Below are 17,723 nucleotides of genomic sequence, written 5' to 3' on the forward strand. Positions count from 1 at the left end.
GTTTAACGTTATAACCTTAAAATTATGTAGGTTTGTAAAAATTTATAATTGTTTGATGAATAAAACGCTTCGCGACTTAATTTTAGCTTTTAGTTTTGGTTTAATTTTAGTTAACTGTGCTAATCGTGGCTCGCCAGATGGTGGCCCTAAAGACGAAACACCTCCTGAAATTGTAAAGTCTTCGCCCGAAAATTTTACCACTAATTTTAAAGGTAACGAAATTGAAATTGAATTTGACGAATACATTAAAGTTAAAAACATAGACAAGCAGCTTATTATTTCACCACCAATGAAGTATAAACCAGACATCTTACCACAAGGGGCGGCTAGCAAAAAAATTACCATTAAAATTAAGGATACTTTACCACCAAACACCACCTACGCTTTTAATTTTGGTAATAGTATTGTTGATAATAACGAAGGTAATGCTTACCCGTATTACCGTTTTGTGTTTTCTACTGGAAATTATATTGATTCCTTAAAAGTAAAAGGTAAAATTATTGATGCCTTACAAACAAAGCCAGAATCTTTTGTTAATGTGGCTTTATATGAAGTGGACTCGGCTTATACCGATTCGATTATATACAAAGAAGTACCAAAATACATTACCAATACTTTAGATAGTTTAACCGCTTTTTCTATTGAAAATATTAGAGCTGGGAAGTATTTACTCATGGCTTTAAAAGACAATAATGGCGACAATAAATTTCAGCAAAAAACAGATGCCGTAGCGTTTCATAAAGAATTTATTACCGTACCAACCGATAGTAGTTACACTTTAAAACTTTTTAAAGAAGCCCTGGATTTTAAAGCGATTAGACCGCGTTTATTTGCGGGCGAAAAAATTGCTTTTGGTTACGAAGGAAGCCATAAAAACATGAAAATTAATATGGTTTCTGAAACTCCTGAAGATTTCACTTACCGAATTACCAAAGACGAGTTAGCCGATACACTTTACTACTGGTACAAACCAAGATTAAAAATAGATTCACTTCTTTTTAAAGTAACCAACAAAGACTACGAAAAAGATTTTACTGCTAGGATAAGCGAACAAAAACGCGACTCGTTAACTTTAAAAAATGCACCAACAGGAAGCATTGGTTTAGACGAAGATTTTAAAATATTTGGGAGTATTCCTTTTGTAAATTTAGACGCAACAAAAGTGTCTATGATGGATAAGGATTCGGCAAATGTAGATTTTAAAACCAGTTTTGATAGTTTAACGAATGCATACGCTTTTAGTTTCGATAAAACTTACGAGAATAAATATAGCATCTCTATTTTACCTGAAGCATTTACCGATTTTTTTGATAATAAAAACGATACTTTACAATTCTCGATTAGCACGAAAAAGGAATCGGATTTTGGTTTTGCTCGATTTTCTTTAGTTAACGCTAAATTTCCGCTAATTTTTCAATTAACTGATAATAAAGGGGAAGTAAAATTTGAACGATATGCTGCTACCCAAGGTGAAGTCGAGTTTTTAAGTTTAACACCTGGCAAATATTTAATTCGCGTTATTTACGATACCAATGGTAATAAACAATACGATCCTGGAGTTTTCTTAAAAAAGATACAACCCGAGCAAGTTTATCATTTTAACGAAGTTGAAATTAGAGCCGATTGGGGTATTACAGAATCGCTCACTTTTCCTTAATAACAAAGCCGTCCATATCGTTTAAAAACTGAAATCGCTTTCGGTTTTCGTCAATATGGTTTTTGTTTAGCGTCACTATTTTTACCCCAGATTCGTTGGGTTTAAAAGTGTCTATTGGGTTTCCTAAAACATCGTACACAGCCGAATGACCGCAATAGTTATTATTAAGTGCATCGACACCTACTCGATTTACGCCAATGCAATAACTCATGTTTTCTATGGCACGTGCCTTTAACAGGCTATCCCAAGCTGCTATTCGTGATTGCGGCCAATTAGCAACATATAACAATACGTCGTAATTTTGAGTGTTTCTTGCCCAAACGGGGAAACGTAAATCGTAACAAACTAAGGGATATAATTTCCAGCCTTTGTAATTAACAATAAGCTTTGTATTTCCCGCGGTATATATTTTGTCTTCACCTGCAAAAGTGAAGGTATGGCGTTTATTGTAATAGGATAAATTACCGTTTGGTTCTACAAAAACTAATCGATTATAATAGTTATCATTTTCGGTAATAACAAGGCTTCCAGATATGGCTATATGCTGTTTAGCAGCCAGCTCTTGCAACCACGTTATGGTTTTACCTTGCATGGTTTCGGCTACTTTTTTGGCATGCATGGTGAAACCAGTGGAAAACATTTCGGGAAGTAAAACTACATCGACAGTTTCAGGAAGATTTTCAATGTAGTGCGTAAAGTGAATTCGGTTTTGCTCAGGATTTTCCCAAACTAAATCCGATTGAATTAACGCTATTTCGAGTTTTTCTTGCATAGTACAAATTACTCAAAATAGCGCTAACTAATAATATTTTAAGAAGGAATTATTTTATCTTCTTTTTAGCTTTTGCCGTTTTTTCTTCCAGCGTTTTTATTTTTTTATCCCATTTAACTTCATCAACTGGCGATAATTTTCCTTTTTCTTTAAGCTTTAAGCGCTTATCCTGAGCTTTTTCTAAATTACTTTTAGCCTTATCGAAATTAGATTGGGCTTTTTGTTTTTTAGCTAATTCTTTTTCGGCTTTTTTACGTTTATTTTCAGCAGCTTTTTCCTTTTTCTCTACTTTTTTAGCTTCTTTTTTAGCTTTTTCGGCCTGTTTAGCAACTTCTTCATCTTTTTGAATTTGAATCGCTTTTTTAATATCGGCTTTTCTCTCTAATGTTAATGTTTCAGTAACATCGGCACCATCTTTAAATATTCGCTCTCCTTTTACTTCAAAATTTTGCTTATCTACTTTTACTTTTTGAGCATTTACTGCAAAACTTAAGCCTAAACAAAGGGCTAACATAACATATTTCATAATTAAATTTTATTGTTTCAGTTAAGACACGTAGCTTTTTTAAAAGTTACTCTTTTAACAAAATTTTATATTCCTAAGAGTTTTAAAAGCTTCTGCTTATACGTTCTTCCAATAGGAATTTTTTCTTGATTAATATAAACTAGATTTCCTGAAATTTTATCGACAAATTTACGGTTTATTATAAAGCTTTTATGCACTTGAAAAAACTGATTTTCAGGCAATTTTTCTACCCAGTTTTTAAGCGAATCTACATAAGTTAGTTTTTGGTTTTGAGTAACCACAGTAATATAATTACGATGCGATTCGATATACAAAATAGAGTTTACAGTTATTTTATGAAGCGTTTTATCGACATTTAAAAAAAAGCCTTCCTTATTTAAATCCTCGGTTTCTGTAAGCGGCTGCAATCTGGTTTTGGCTTTATTAACGGCTTTTAAAAACCTGTTAAACGAAAATGGTTTCACCAAATAATCGACAATAGTATCGAGCTCGAAACTGGGTACAGCGTACTCCGGATATGCCGTTGTTATAATAATTTCTGGCGGATTTTTAACCGTTTTTATAAAATCTAAACCAGGCATATCGGGTAAATTAATATCCAGAAAAACCACATCGACAGTGTTGATGTTTAAAAACGCATTGGCTTCAATAGCAGCTTTAAACACGCCTTTTATTTCAACATTGGGTAATTTCTCAATGTAATTTTTTATAATGTTTTGCGCTGGTATTTCGTCTTCAATTATTATACAATTCATTGTAAATTAATTAGCAATGTTACGTTAAAGGTTTCGGTTTTATTTACTAGCAATTCGAAATTGTTTTTATAGAGCAAGTTTAAACGCTTTTGTAAATTATTTAAACCTATTTTTTGTTGAGAAGTACTATTTTTTTGGGTATCGAAATCATTTTTACAAACTAATTTTAACTGGGCTTTTTCTACCGTAATAGTGATACAAATCTCACTATTTAAAACACTATGCTTAAAAGCGTTTTCAACGATAGTTATTAGCAATAAAGGTGCAATACGATGTTGAAACGTATCAATTTGCTTTGTGTATTTTATGGTTTTAACACCTTCGGTTCTTAGTTTTTGAAACTTTATATAATTATCGATAAACTCTATTTCCTTTTCTAAAGCCACCATAGTTTCATTGCTTTCGTACAACACATGTTTTAAATTGTTGGATAGCATTAAAATAAGTTCGGGCGTTTCGGCTGGTTTTTCTAAAGCGTACGAATAAATGGTGTTTAAATTATTAAATAATACATGCGGGTTTATTTGGGTTTTAAGAAACTTTAATTCCATTTCGGCATGTTCTTTTTTAACTTTTTCCACCTCTTGTTGTTCGTCTATAAAACGATACAACATCCAAACAAACGAAAAGAAAATTAAGGGCACTAAAGTTTGCCATAAATAATCGCTTAAACATTTATACAAACTACAACCGCATTGCGCAAAGGCATAACAATATAATTGGGTTGCAAAAAAAGAAATGGCTGCAAACACAAATATGTAAAACGCGTACAACTTCTTTTTTACAAAAAATGGCAGCAATAAAAAATTGTTTAAATAAACAATAACTACTAATAAAACCAAGTATTGTAAAAACGGATTCTCTTTCCAATAAAAATTAGAGAACAAAAACAGCGACACAAACACAAATAGCAACCAAAATAGAAGATGTACTAATATTTGAGAAATATTTTTTTTTACAATAACCATTCATTAAAAATAGGCAGAAATAAAAAAGCATCAAACAATTGTGTACAAACGGTCTCTTTAATTACACCAACGTTTACAATTTACATATTGTACCAACAAAATAACCGTTAAAACTATTATGCTTACCTGCTGTACATTTTAATTGAAACCTTCAATTTAATACGCTAGTTTTGAGAAACATCAATCTTACTTTTACATGATACGAGCAGTTATTTATCTATTTTTAATTTGTGTTCAAATTAATTTTTCTCAAAATCTAAATCAATTAACCATTAACAATGAAGGCAAAGAGGTTTTACTAGGTGAAATTAACAAAACGGGGCTTACACAAAATAGTTTTAGTACCTGGTTTAACAAAAACCATAACGATTATGTAGTTAACAAAGACCTTGTTAAACAACTAAAAGATAGCCTAAACACCTACCACATTAAAGTATTTTTAGGCACTTGGTGCGGCGACAGTAAACGCGAAGTACCTCGATTTTATAAGGTTTTAGAGCACGCCAAATTTCCAGAAAGTCAGTTACAAGTTTTTGCTGTTAACAATACCAAAGACGCCTATAAACAAAGCCCTAACCACGACGAAAAAGGGCTGAACATTCACCGTGTGCCAACTTTTATTTTTTATAAAAACGGTAAAGAAGTTAATAGAATTGTAGAATTTCCTGTTGAAACTTTTGAACGGGACATTTACAATATTTGTGTTTCAAACAAATATCACCCAAATTACGTCGTCGCAAATTATATGCACCATTTAATAAACACAAAAAGTATAGATAGCCTAACCATTGAAACTCCTATTTTAATACCGCGATTAGCCGAATTTTCCAAAGGCAGCAGAGAACTTAACACTTATGGCTATTCCCTTTTACGATCAGGCGAAACAGAAAAAGCTTTATTTGTTTTTAAGTTAAACTCCCAAATATACCCTTATAAATACAATGTTTACGATAGTTTAGGTGAAGCCTATTTCAACACTGAAAATTACTCCGAAGCATTAAAAAATTACTACAAAGTACTAAGTTTAAAACCAGATGATAAAAATGCTAGCGAAATGCTTAAGAAAATAAAATTTAATAAGTTAAACTACCTTCGTTAGGTTTTAATAAAGGTGAAATTTCATCTTGAATTTTTAATTTAATCTCTTGAATTTTGTATAAATTATAAGCACAGTAGTTATTACATTTATTTTTTGAAACTAAAGGACAATTATCACAATTATTAAAATTTTCAAACTTGTTTATAAAATCTAAAGTTTTAAATTTTCGAGTAATTTTGAAATCTTTAGCATTAATATTTAAGCTATTATTTGTGTTCGGTACATTTAATTTTGACTGATGTTTCAGTGATTTAAAAGCTTTATAAGCAAATACTAAACTAACCAAAGCATATATAATAATTAAAACCGAAATAACATAATAAGTTGTCATAATAAGAGGGCATTAGATTAATTTTTTGACAAAAATAACCTAACCACCTTCTATCTTTTTTTATCTTTCGTTAAATGGAAAATATGTGTCGACTAAATTTAATTAACTTTAGATTAGCACGTTATACTATATTCATTTTTTGCAATAAAAAGGAAGCATTCATATTTTGGCAAATACCTTGTTTTAATTTATAATCAAAAAAGAGTTCGTTGTTAACTATTTCGGCATCGAAATAGTAGTTTTTAATTTCTGGAAGCTCATTTTCCAATTCGCATAAACTTAAATCGTGAGTCGCGATAATACCAGTTGCGTTTGATGCTACTAATTTTTCAACAAACTTGCGCGAACCAATGGCCTTATCGGTACTATTTGTTCCTTTTAAAATTTCATCGAGAATAATAAAATACGGCTCTTTTTTTATAGCTTCAACAATGTATTTTAAACGGGTTAATTCTGAAAAGAAATACGAACTATCATCGGTTAACGAATCGCTAGTTCGCATACTTGTAATAAGTTTTACAGGCGCATATTGGCTAGTTTTGGCACAAACCGGCAAACCAACATTCGCCATTACAATATGCAAGGAAACAGTTCGTAAAAAGGTACTTTTACCAGCCATATTTGCACCGGTCACTATAAAAAACTGTTCGTTATTTAATATTAAATCACTATCAACTCGCTTATTTTTATCGAGTAACGGATGCCCTAAACCATTGGCTTTTATAACCGCATTAGACGTAACAATTTCTGGAAACACAAATTCGGCGTGATTAAACACATAGTTTCCTAAACTGTTGTACGCATCAAAAAACGAAACCACTTCGAACCAATCTTCCACTTTTGTAGCATTTGCTTTTATCCATTGCTCGATTCTATAAGCGTTTTTTAAATCGTTTAAAAAGAGACCATTTCCAAAAATGGCACCAATTAAATTATTGCGATTATCGAGCGCATCCAAAGCCTTTGAAAAACTTTTAAACACTTGTGATGCTTTCTGGTTATTCGATTTTATTTTTTGTTGTTTTTCCTGAAGTAATTCAGAATTAAATGCAGCATCTTCAATTAATTTAAGCAAGGTTGCATATTGCCTAAAGGTGTCTCTAACTTTATCGGTATGACTTGCTAAAACACCAATTTTCTTTAAATAAACGCCAGTTATACCTAAACCAAAAACCAACCAATAGCCAATAAAACCCAAACTAGAAACCACACCAAATATGGTTAACCCAAAAATTAATAAAGACAAAACCGTAAACACTAATGGCAGCCATTTTATAAATGTCGTTGTAAAAGGCTTATACTGTTTTAACCAATTAATTATGTTATGAGCAGGTGTTTCAACAGCCACCAAACTAGAGGTTGCACTGTATAATTGACGCCATTCTGGTTGTTCGCTAAGCGCTTTAATAGCTGTTTGTCTTTCAGAAATATTAACAATATTATTCGATTTTAAAGCATTTGCAAGTGCTTCGCCACCTTCGGCAATAGTTGTTCTATTTATAAACTGAAAAAAAGAGCCTCGACCAAACAAATCGATATCTAAACTATAAAAATGGGTTGGGTCTTGAAACTGTAAACCATCATTACGATTATAAAAGTCGCCCGCAGCAATTTTTAGTTCTTCTTCATTAATATTTACCAGACTTTTATTAATGGCTTTTTTGGTTTTTAAGTCGGTGTATTTTGAAAGCAAAAACCCAAATACAGCCAAACCTACAACCGCAATTACAACCGCCACTTGCCAATGTAAACGCATGGCGTAAACACCAAAAGCCGTTAAAGCAAAAACCGAAAGCCGCAACAAACTAAACCAACGTAGTTTACTTGAAATTTGTTTCGTTTTTACAGCATAAACTTCACTATACTTTTTATAATAATCTAATGGATTTTGCATGAAAATAGTTGCTATTTAAAAAAAAGAAAAGCCCTGAAAAACTTCAGAGCTTTAATGTAATTTCTTAATTCATTAATCGCGACCACCAAAAACTTGCATGGCCCAATATAATAATGAAGCCAACGCACCAATAGCAGCAACTAAATAGGTTCTAGCAGCCCACTTTAAGGCATCTTCCGATCCTTTATATTCTTCTGGAGTAACTATATTTTTATTTTTTAACCAAGCCAAAGCGCGGTTACTTGCATCGTATTCAACAGGCAAGGTAATAAAGCTAAATAAGGTTGCAGCTCCCATAAAAACAAGACCTAAAACAGCCACTAAAAACCCAATACTAGATCCCGATGCTGCTCCTAAAACCAAACCACCAATAACAAGCCATTGCGACATTCCCGAAGTTACAGAAACCACAGGTACTAAAGTAGAACGCATTTTTAAAGCACTATACGCTTGTGCATGCTGTACCGCATGGCCACACTCATGTGCCGCCACAGCCGCTGCAGCCGCATTGCGTTGGTTATAAACCGCCTGACTTAAATTTACTGTTTTATTTTTCGGATTGTAGTGGTCGGTTAAACGCCCAGGCGTAGAAATAACCTCAACATCGTAAATGCCATGATCTGCCAACATTTTTTCCGCAATTTCAGCGCCACTCATACCATTACGTAACGGCGTTTTCGAGTATTTATCGAATTTTCGTTTTAAAGTATTGCTTACTAACCAACTTACTAGTGCAATAGCTCCAATTAATATATAATATCCAATCATCTTTTTTATTTTTTATATTGATATAATAAATATAACAAAAATAAAGCCAAATTTTTAGCGTGAAAGTTTGTCAGTTTCTAAACTCGCTATAACTTTTAACATTCCATTTTACTTAACACTGTAATCTCGCAATAAAACCGCTACCAAGTAAAATTTAAAACGCACCAAACACTTTAGCGTTTAGCGTACTTCAACTTAAAATAAACCAACATAAATGCCGAAACCACGGTAATACTATTCGCTGCAATCATCGATGGGCTATCAATACTAATACCGTAAATTAACCACAGCACAATACCCACAAAAAACATGCTTAGCATAGGCATAGATAAACTTGAAACATCCTTTGTTTTCCAAGTTTGATAAACCTGAGGCAAAAACGCTGCCGTAGTTAAAAATGCTGCTACAAAACCTACAATTTCCATAATAAAAATGGTATAAATTATATAATAATTTAGGCGTTACACCTCCTAAGGTCGGCGTCGGGCTTTACGCTATATCTTTTTTGAGAAAAACAAAAAAGGATGCCGCTACAATCCCTAACGCAACACCATAAATCGAACATATATGGTTAACGATTAAACCTAAATTTAACCTACAATATTTACAATTTTTCCTGGTACTACAATTACTTTCTTAGGTGTTCTTCCTGCTAATTGCTCCTGCGTTTTTTCGTGCGCCATTACCGTTTTTTCAATATCATCTTTACTCATATCCATTGGTAATTCAAGCGTAAAACGCATTTTACCATTAAACGAAATGGGGTAATTTTTACTGCTTTCTACCAAATGGCTGGCATCGAACTCTGGGAACGACGCTGTTGAAATACCTTTAAAATCGACTGGTAATTGGCTAACTTCAATCATTTTATTAAACTGAACACAAGCATATAAATGCTCTGAAATATGTGGCGCATACGGCGAAATTAAAACCAATAAAGGCTCTAAAATAGCTTTGCTTGTACATTTTTGCTGGGTTAACTCATTAACAGCAATCATAAATGTAGACACCGAAGTATTAAAAGAAAAATTCTCAATATCTTCCTGTACCTTTTTTATGGTTTTATGTAATGTTTTTAAGTTGTCTTTGGTTGGTTCTGCCTCGGTAACTTTTAGTCCGTTATCGTCTGCATATAACTTCCAAAGTTTCTTTAAGAAATTGTGCACACCTGTAATACCAGCGGTATTCCAAGGTTTGTATTGCTCTAAAGGTCCTAAAAACATTTCGTATAAACGTAAACTATCGGCACCATAATCGGTAACAATATCGTCTGGGTTTACAACATTATATTTTGATTTCGACATTTTTTCGACGTCTCTATATGTTTTAAAAATATTGTTATTCCCTACAATTAATTTAGCTTCACTATATTCTGATCGCCATTTTCTAAACCCATCAACGTTTAACTCATCGGTATATTTAAAATTAACACCGTCCTTTACCACTTCTAACAACTGAATATCAGTATGATATGGATTAATAGTTAAGGTAATATTTTCGTCAAAACCCAATCGAACGAACTCATTCTTCAATGGCTCAATTTCTTTAACTTTGACAAATACCGGAAATTTCTTAAACTGCTGTTTAAAAGCATCTTCCAAGTAATCAAACGAAATAAAAGTGTTAGAAAATGACTTATTAAGATTATTTATTATTTTCTGTCTTTCTTTAAGATCTTCAAGACTAATTTCAATTGTGTTTTCTTTAATTTCAACATCTTCACCATATGTCAAAGCAAAATCTGTTATTTTACAAACAAAAGCACTAGTTCCCAAAATCATACCTTGGTTAATTAGTTTTTTTGCAAACTCATCAACTGGCACAAATCCTTTATCGAATAAAAACTTTTGCCAAAAACGTGCGTATAATAAATGGCCAGTGGCATGCTCGCTTCCGCCAATGTATAAATCGACTTCTTTCCAATAATTTAAAGCTTCTTTACTTGCAAAAGCTTCGGTGTTGCCAGCATCCATATATCGGTTAAAATACCATGAACTTCCTGCCCAACCTGGCATAGTATTAAGCTCTAAAGGAAACACCGTTGTGTTATTTATCTTGCTATTTTCTACAACCGAATTGGTTTCTGTACACCAAGCCCAAACGTTGGCATTTCCTAATGGTGGCTCGCCTGTTTCGGTTGGTAAATATTTTTCAACTTCTGGTAATTGTATTGGTAAATGTTTGGCATCAATCATTTGCGGCATACCATCTACATAATACACCGGGAATGGCTCGCCCCAATAACGCTGACGACTAAAAACAGCATCGCGCAAGCGGTAATTGGTTTTTCCTTTACCATGCTCAATTTGCTCTAGTTCGTAAATGGCGCGTTTTGTTGCTTTTTTATAGTTCATTCCGTTAAGGAAATCGCTATTAGCAATTTTTACATTGTCTTTAGATGCGTAAGCTTCTTCGCTTATATCTACACCATCAAAAATATTTATAATGTCAATATTAAAATGCTTTGCAAAATCGTAATCGCGTTGGTCGCCACAAGGCACTGCCATAACGGCGCCTGTACCGTAACCGGCAAGTACGTAATCGCCAATCCAGATTGGAATAGGCTCTTTGGTAAACGGATGCTCTGCATAAGCCCCAGTAAAAGCGCCCGAAATGGTTTTAACATCTGCCATACGTTCGCGCTCGCTACGTTTTGCAGTAGCTTCAATATAGGCTTCAACCTCAGCTTTTTGTTCTGGTGTTGTAATTTGTAATACTAAATCGTGTTCTGGTGCTAATGTCATGAAACTTACACCAAAAATGGTATCGGGACGCGTGGTGAAGACTTCTATATTAGCATCAAAATCTTTCACATTAAACGTTACCGATGCACCAACCGATTTACCAATCCAGTTGCGTTGACTTTCTTTAAGCGAATCTGTCCAATCAATAGTTTCTAAACCTTGTAATAAACGTTCGGCATAAGCAGAAATACGCATGCTCCATTGGGTCATTTTTTTACGCACCACAGGATGCCCACCACGTTCTGAAACGCCGTTTACAATCTCGTCGTTGGCTAAAACGGTTCCTAAAGCCGGACACCAGTTTACTTCGGTTTCAGCTAAATACGTTAAGCGATATCCTAGTAAAATTTCTTGTTGTTTTTTGCTTGAAAAAGCGTTCCACTCTTCAGCAGAAAAAACAGCTATATCTTCATCGGCAACAGCTTTAACATTGGCGTTACCTTCGTTTTCAAAAACTTTAATTAATTCTGAAATGTCTTCAGCTTTATTAGCATCTACATTATACCATGAATTAAATAATTGTATAAAAATCCACTGTGTCCACTTGTAATATTCTGGATTACTGGTGCGCACTTCTCTACTCCAATCAAAAGAAAACCCGATTTGATCTAGTTGGCGGCGGTATGTTTTTATATTGGCTTCGGTAGTTAATGCTGGGTGTTGACCTGTTTGAATAGCATACTGTTCTGCAGGCAAACCAAACGAGTCGTACCCTTGCGGATGTAAAACATTAAAACCTTGGTGGCGTTTGTAACGTGCATAAATATCGGATGCAATATAACCCAACGGATGCCCAACATGTAAACCTGCACCACTTGGGTAAGGAAACATATCTAACACATAATATTTTGGTTTATCGCTATTGTTTTCAGCTTTAAACGTTTGGTTTTCGGCCCAATATTTTTGCCATTTGGCTTCAATGTCGTTGAAATTGTATTTCATCCTGTTTATTTCTACATTTTTTGAAAGCGCAAATTTACGTTTTAAAACGAAAAAGAGCCAATTAATACGAACACATTTACATTAACCTATTTTTAATGATATAAAACCAATTCCATAAAAATGCAATTTGTAATTTCGTAACCTAAAGTTATTTTTAATTTGACAAACAAAACAACACAAGCGCATTTAGCACTTATTGGCGCCAATGCTATTTACGGCGCCAACTACATTATTGCCAAAGGTATTATGCCCGAAAAAATCACTCCAACCGCTTTTGTTTTTATTCGGTTAGCTGGGTGTACTTTTTTATTTTGGCTCGTTAAATTACTCTTTGTAAAAGAACGTGTAGATAAAAAAGACTTTACTCGGCTATTACTTTGCGGATTGTTTGGTGGTGCATTAAACCAAATGCTCTTTTTTCACGGAATTAATTTAACATCGCCTATCGATGCCTCTATAATACAAACTGCAACACCTGTTTTAGTGTTAATTTTTAGCTTTTTAATACTAAAAGAAAAAATTACAATGAACAAAGTTTTAGGTATTACCATTGCCGGTATTGGTGCGGTTGTATTAATTCTTTACGGTAATAAAGCCCAAGGCACGAGCTCATTTTTGGGTAATTTATTCATTTTTCTTAATGCTTGTAGTTACGGATTATACTTAGTAATTGTACGAACCATAATGCAAAAATATCATGCTGTAACAGTGGCAAGTTGGATATTTTTATTCGGATTTATTTTTGCATTACCATTTAACTATCAAGATTTTATAAACACAAATTTTAGAGCTTTTACTACAAATACCTATTTAACCATTGGTTACGTGGTGCTGTTCACCACCTTTTTCGCTTACCTTTTTAATATTTTTGCTTTAAAACATTTAGCGCCATCAATTACAAGTAGTTATATATATTTACAACCTGTAGTAAGTTTTATTTTGGTAAGTATTTTGGCTTACATTTTTATGCAAAGTGAATATGCTAAAGATATTAATATGATTAAAATTTTTAGTTGTATTCTAGTTGCGGCCGGAGTTTATATTGTGAGTCGTAGTAAAAAAGCGAAATCCAGTAAAACAATTTAACATGGCTATCGTTTATTTTAAAAGCATTATTTTACTGCAATGATGTTATTAAGTTTTATATTTTTACACGATTAATTTGTTCATTTTATGAGTTCACCATTCGAAAAACACCAAAAACGTCGTTTAATTTCATCTTACTTTTCGGTAATATTAAGTATTGCTTTGGTATTATTTTTAGTAGGATTATTAGGCTTATTGGTATTGAATGCTAAAAAAGTATCCGATCATTTTAAAGAACAAGTGGTTGTTACTATTTACTTAAAAGATAACGCCAAAGAAGTTGAGACCAAACAACTTGAAAAAAGTTTGGCTATGGCCGATTATGTAAAAAACACCGAATACGTTTCGAAGGAGCAAGCGGCCGAATTTATGAAAGCCCAAAACGGTGAAGATTTCATGGATTTTGTTGGATATAATCCATTACAAAACTCTATCGATGTACATTTAAAAGCCGATTTTGTAACTACCGAACACTTAGAAAAAATTTCGACCGAAGCGTTAAACAAAAATTTTGTCGACGAAGTAAGCTACGATAACGACTTGGTTCAACTAATGAATAATAACGTTAAAAAAATTAGTTTTTGGGTGCTTTTGGTAAGTGGCATTTTTACTGTTATTGCGGTTTTACTAATAAACAGCTCCATTAGATTATCGGTTTACTCAAAACGATTTACAATAAAAACCATGCAAATGGTAGGTGCAACAAAACAATTTATTCGAAGACCGTTTATTTGGAAAAGCATTCGCTTAGGCATGATTGGAGCACTTTTAGCTTTATTAGGAATGGCTGTAGTTTTATACTATTTAAATCAAACATTTGCAGAACTAAACTTGCTAAGTAATCCAATTTTGGTAGGCCTATTATTTGTATTTATTTTTGCTTTAGGTGTTATTATAACTTGGATAAGCACACATTTTGCTACACAACGTTTTTTAAACTTAAAAACCGACCAACTATACTACTAAATAATAATTGCTTTTATTTGTATAAAATTTAAAAACTATGGGAGAACAAAAACGAAAAGAAAGCGCAAAACCGGCTTTTGTTTTTGGTAAAAAAAACTATAAATTCATGTTTATTGGGTTAGCCATAATTGCTCTAGGGTTTATTTTAATGTCTGGTGGTGGCAGCGACGATCCAAGTGTTTTTAACCCTAACATTTTTAGCTGGAGACGTATACGTTTAGCGCCTATGTTGGTACTTTTAGGTTTTGGAATAGAAGTATATGCTATTTTATTAAACCCAGAAAAGAACTCATGAACATCATCGACGCTATTATTTTAGGAATTATACAAGGACTCACTGAGTTTCTCCCCGTTTCATCTAGCGGACATTTAGAATTAGGTAAAGCTATTTTAGGAGATAATTCTGTTCCTGAAGAAAGTTTACTTTTTACCGTTGTTTTACACTTTGCAACCGCTTTAAGCACCATTGTTATTTTTAGAAAAGATATTTTAGAGTTAATAAAAGGTGCACTAAAATTTCAATGGAACGACGATTTACAATTCATTTTTAAAATTGGAGTTTCTATGATTCCGGCAGTTGTTGTTGGTTTATTTTTTGAAGAACAACTTGAAGCCTTATTTGGCGGCAATATTTTACTTGTTGGATGTATGCTAATTGTAACAGCCTTATTACTCTTTTTAGCAGATAAAGCCAAAGACACAAATAAAAAAGTAACATTCTCTAACGCTTTTATAATTGGTATTTCGCAAGCCATTGCTATGTTACCAGGTATTTCACGTTCGGGCGCCACAATTTCAACTTCGGTGTTGTTAGGAAACGACAAAACCAAAGCAGCACGCTTTTCGTTTTTAATGGTTGTGCCTTTAATTTTTGGAAAAATTGCTAAAGATATTTTAAGTGGTGATATTTCTATGGAAAGTCAAAACTTTACGGCACTTTCTATTGGTTTCGTTGCTGCTTTTGTAGCCGGATTATTTGCTTGTACTTGGATGATTGCTTTAGTGAAAAAAAGTAAATTATCGTACTTCGCTATTTACTGTGTTGTTGTTGGTGTTATAGCTATTGCTGTAGCTTTAATGAGTTAATATGAAAACAGCCGAAGATTACCTTGCAGGACAAGTTTTACTTATAGATAAACCATTAAATTGGACATCATTTCAAGCGGTTAACAAACTACGTTGGGAAATACGGCAAGCTTTCAACATAAAAAAAATAAAAGTGGGTCATGCTGGAACCCTCGATCCTTTAGCTACTGGTTTACTAATTATATGTACTGGTAAAAAAACCAAAGAAATAAATACATTTCAAGCCCAAGTTAAAGAATATACAGGCACCATTGTTTTAGGAAGCACAACGCCGTCCTTCGATTTAGAAACCGAAATAAATGAAACCTTTCCAACAGAGCATATTACAAAAGAATTAATACACGACACTACCAAACAGTTTATTGGAGAAATTGAACAATATCCACCAGTGTTTTCGGCAGTAAAAAAAGATGGTAAACGTTTGTATGAATTTGCTCGAGCAGGCCAAGAAGTAGAAATTAAACCAAGAACCATTCATATTTCCGAATTCGAAATCACTTCCATAAATAACCTTAAGGTTAACTTTAGAGTTGTTTGCAGTAAAGGCACTTACATACGTTCTTTAGCCAACGATTTTGGAAAAGCCTTAAATTCTGGCGGGCATTTATCGGCCTTACGACGAACCAAAATTGGAGATTTTAAAGTAGAAAATGGCGTAAGTATCGAGGGCTTCCTTAATGAGCTAAACCATAAATAAAATCTATTTATCAAAATTTTACGTATATTAGGTTGAACCCGTGTAAAACATTTTTTTAAGATTTGAACCTAACAAATCAACATAAGGCTTTAATAATTACCTTTTTGTGTGCTATTACAGTACTTACTTTAGTCTTTAATATAGGTTTAGAAAAACATGAAATCTTCTTAAATGAAAGTTATTACGAGCTTGAACCAGAAAAAAAACGCATTCCCGAAGAGCAAAAAGTTCAACAATCTCCAGATAAACTTCGTAAAGCACAAACCAATAATGCTTCAAACGAAAACAAAGATAATAGGCATTTTGCGCAAGCCTATAAAACCATAGAACCGCCAAAAGATTATGTTCCTAAACTCAGCGGTCATCAAGATGGACCTAACACAGCAAAACATACAATTAAAGGTAATGATGATGCTAAACTGAAACAAGAGGAGCTTGAAAAGTTTAACAAAGTTAACGAACTACTTAAAAAACAAAAATCAGGAAAGGACAACTCTAAAAGCACCATAAGTTATTCGTTATTAAAAAGGACAAAAGTACATATTCCTATTCCTATTTATTTATGTGAAGAGGACGGTAAAATTATTATAAATATTACTGTAAATGATAAAGGTAATGTAATTGACGCTGACGTAAACACCTCGTCGAATTCTGCCAACCAATGCCTAAAAGAGCGGGCTTTAGAATATGCCAAACAATCAATTTTTAGTGCAGATCCCACCAAAAAATCTCAAATTGGAACAATTACTTTTAATTTTATTGGGAAGTAACTGGTTCTAATTTATTTAAAATTTCTGTAAAATCTTCAATTATATTTTGCCCTTTATTTTTGTTATACCAATGCTGTAAATCTTCCTTAAATTCAGGCGTTAAAGCTCCATATTTAGCTTTGAATCGATTAACTAAATTAGTGGCTTCTGTAGGCCTTGGACCATAAGTATGTAACACTTCTCCAGTCTTAGTGTCGATAAATAAAATTTTTGGAATAGATCTACTTCCATGAGTTAAATAAGCATCCATGAGTTCTAAGTTCTCATCTCGAAGTACCAATTTTAAATCTATGTTATCATTTAATTCTGCAACCTTGTTTATTGCTGGTAATACATGAGCTGCATCACCACACCAGCTCTCTGTAATTGCAAGCAATGTAAGGGGTTTAGTAACACTAGCTATAACACGTTTGTTAATATTAGTAACTTTTACAGTTTTATCCCAACGCTTCATGCGTCGATCATTAAGTTTCGTATAGTTAATTAATGCCTCTGTTTGTTCAGGCCCTGTAGTTTCCCCATTCAAGGCTAAATCTTTAATTAACTCACGGTAAACATAATAACTAACAGCTTTATTTAAACTTTTTTTAATAAACGGTTTCATAATTTCTTCTTATTTAAACAAAAATACCGAAGCAAATTTAGCCCATCAATATTTTAAT

17 protein-coding genes are annotated in these 17,723 nt (G+C 33.0%); 8 read left to right on the plus strand and 9 right to left on the minus strand.

What is annotated here, in order from left to right:
* Positions 1–55: 55 nt before the first annotated feature.
* Entirely contained in the window at positions 56–1,657 is a 1,602-nt protein-coding gene (locus PW52_RS11090) for an Ig-like domain-containing protein (protein ID WP_044633020.1), read from the plus strand.
* Here the strand turns inward: PW52_RS11090 and PW52_RS11095 are convergent.
* The 4 genes from PW52_RS11095 to PW52_RS11110 all read right to left on the minus strand — a co-directional run bounded on the left by PW52_RS11095 (position 1,644) and on the right by PW52_RS11110 (position 4,678).
* On the minus strand, positions 1,644–2,429 hold the full coding sequence (locus PW52_RS11095) for a nitrilase family protein (RefSeq protein WP_044633021.1): 786 nt from the start codon (positions 2,427–2,429) through the stop codon (positions 1,644–1,646). The genes PW52_RS11090 and PW52_RS11095 overlap by 14 nt on opposite strands.
* A 49-nt stretch (positions 2,430–2,478) precedes the next feature.
* On the minus strand, positions 2,479–2,955 hold the full coding sequence (locus PW52_RS17175) for a hypothetical protein (RefSeq protein WP_052823461.1): 477 nt from the start codon (positions 2,953–2,955) through the stop codon (positions 2,479–2,481).
* A 65-nt stretch (positions 2,956–3,020) separates the two neighbouring features.
* On the minus strand, positions 3,021–3,710 hold the full coding sequence (locus tag PW52_RS11105) for a LytR/AlgR family response regulator transcription factor (RefSeq protein ID WP_044633022.1): 690 nt from the start codon (positions 3,708–3,710) through the stop codon (positions 3,021–3,023).
* Complete coding sequence (locus PW52_RS11110; RefSeq protein WP_044633023.1) at positions 3,707–4,678, minus strand: sensor histidine kinase; 972 nt, start codon at positions 4,676–4,678, stop codon at positions 3,707–3,709. Before PW52_RS11110 ends, PW52_RS11105 begins: the two co-directional genes overlap by 4 nt.
* Before the next feature lie 196 nt (positions 4,679–4,874).
* Between PW52_RS11110 and PW52_RS11115 the strand changes: the two genes are divergently transcribed.
* The gene (locus PW52_RS11115) at positions 4,875–5,777 is read left to right on the plus strand and encodes a thioredoxin domain-containing protein (RefSeq protein WP_052823462.1); all 903 of its coding nucleotides are present in this window, start codon (positions 4,875–4,877) and stop codon (positions 5,775–5,777) included.
* A 452-nt stretch (positions 5,778–6,229) separates the two neighbouring features.
* Here PW52_RS11115 and PW52_RS11125 read toward each other — a convergent pair whose 3' ends face one another.
* From PW52_RS11125 to PW52_RS11140, 4 genes are all read right to left on the minus strand, one after another.
* Positions 6,230–8,002 carry a MutS-related protein gene (locus PW52_RS11125; protein ID WP_044633025.1) on the minus strand — a complete coding sequence of 591 codons (1,773 nt, stop codon included), beginning with the start codon at positions 8,000–8,002 and terminating at the stop codon, positions 6,230–6,232.
* Positions 8,003–8,074: 72 nt separating this feature from the next.
* Positions 8,075–8,770, minus strand: coding sequence for a zinc metallopeptidase (locus PW52_RS11130; protein WP_044633026.1), 696 nt, complete (start codon positions 8,768–8,770; stop codon positions 8,075–8,077).
* 173 nt (positions 8,771–8,943) lie between these two features.
* Positions 8,944–9,195 (minus strand): SemiSWEET family sugar transporter, encoded by a 252-nt coding sequence (locus PW52_RS11135; protein ID WP_044633027.1) that lies wholly within the window; start codon positions 9,193–9,195, stop codon positions 8,944–8,946.
* Between the two features lie 165 nt (positions 9,196–9,360).
* The gene (locus tag PW52_RS11140) at positions 9,361–12,456 is read right to left on the minus strand and encodes a leucine--tRNA ligase (protein ID WP_044633028.1); all 3,096 of its coding nucleotides are present in this window, start codon (positions 12,454–12,456) and stop codon (positions 9,361–9,363) included.
* Positions 12,457–12,615: 159 nt separating this feature from the next.
* Between PW52_RS11140 and PW52_RS11145 the strand changes: the two genes are divergently transcribed.
* From PW52_RS11145 to PW52_RS11170, 6 genes are all read left to right on the plus strand, one after another.
* On the plus strand, positions 12,616–13,542 hold the full coding sequence (locus PW52_RS11145; RefSeq protein ID WP_044633029.1) for a DMT family transporter: 927 nt from the start codon (positions 12,616–12,618) through the stop codon (positions 13,540–13,542).
* 87 nt (positions 13,543–13,629) lie between these two features.
* The gene (locus PW52_RS11150; RefSeq protein WP_044633030.1) at positions 13,630–14,508 is read left to right on the plus strand and encodes a cell division protein FtsX; all 879 of its coding nucleotides are present in this window, start codon (positions 13,630–13,632) and stop codon (positions 14,506–14,508) included.
* 37 nt (positions 14,509–14,545) lie between these two features.
* Positions 14,546–14,803: a DUF3098 domain-containing protein gene (locus PW52_RS11155; protein ID WP_044633031.1), complete on the plus strand. Its 258-nt coding sequence runs from the start codon at positions 14,546–14,548 to the stop codon at positions 14,801–14,803.
* Positions 14,800–15,594, plus strand: a complete 795-nt coding sequence (locus PW52_RS11160) for an undecaprenyl-diphosphate phosphatase (RefSeq protein WP_044633032.1) — start codon at positions 14,800–14,802, stop codon at positions 15,592–15,594. The genes PW52_RS11155 and PW52_RS11160 overlap by 4 nt, the downstream gene beginning before the upstream one ends.
* 1 nt (position 15,595) lies before the next feature.
* Positions 15,596–16,291: a tRNA pseudouridine(55) synthase TruB gene (truB, locus tag PW52_RS11165; protein WP_044633033.1), complete on the plus strand. Its 696-nt coding sequence runs from the start codon at positions 15,596–15,598 to the stop codon at positions 16,289–16,291.
* A 62-nt stretch (positions 16,292–16,353) separates the two neighbouring features.
* Positions 16,354–17,061, plus strand: a complete 708-nt coding sequence (locus tag PW52_RS11170; protein WP_052823463.1) for a hypothetical protein — start codon at positions 16,354–16,356, stop codon at positions 17,059–17,061.
* Here the strand turns inward: PW52_RS11170 and PW52_RS11175 are convergent.
* The gene (locus tag PW52_RS11175; protein ID WP_044633034.1) at positions 17,048–17,665 is read right to left on the minus strand and encodes a thioredoxin family protein; all 618 of its coding nucleotides are present in this window, start codon (positions 17,663–17,665) and stop codon (positions 17,048–17,050) included. The two genes, PW52_RS11170 and PW52_RS11175, sit on opposite strands and share 14 nt — an antisense overlap.
* Positions 17,666–17,723: the final 58 nt, after the last annotated feature.

Source organism: Neotamlana sedimentorum, from assembly GCF_000943565.1.
Classification (GTDB): domain Bacteria; phylum Bacteroidota; class Bacteroidia; order Flavobacteriales; family Flavobacteriaceae; genus Neotamlana; species Neotamlana sedimentorum.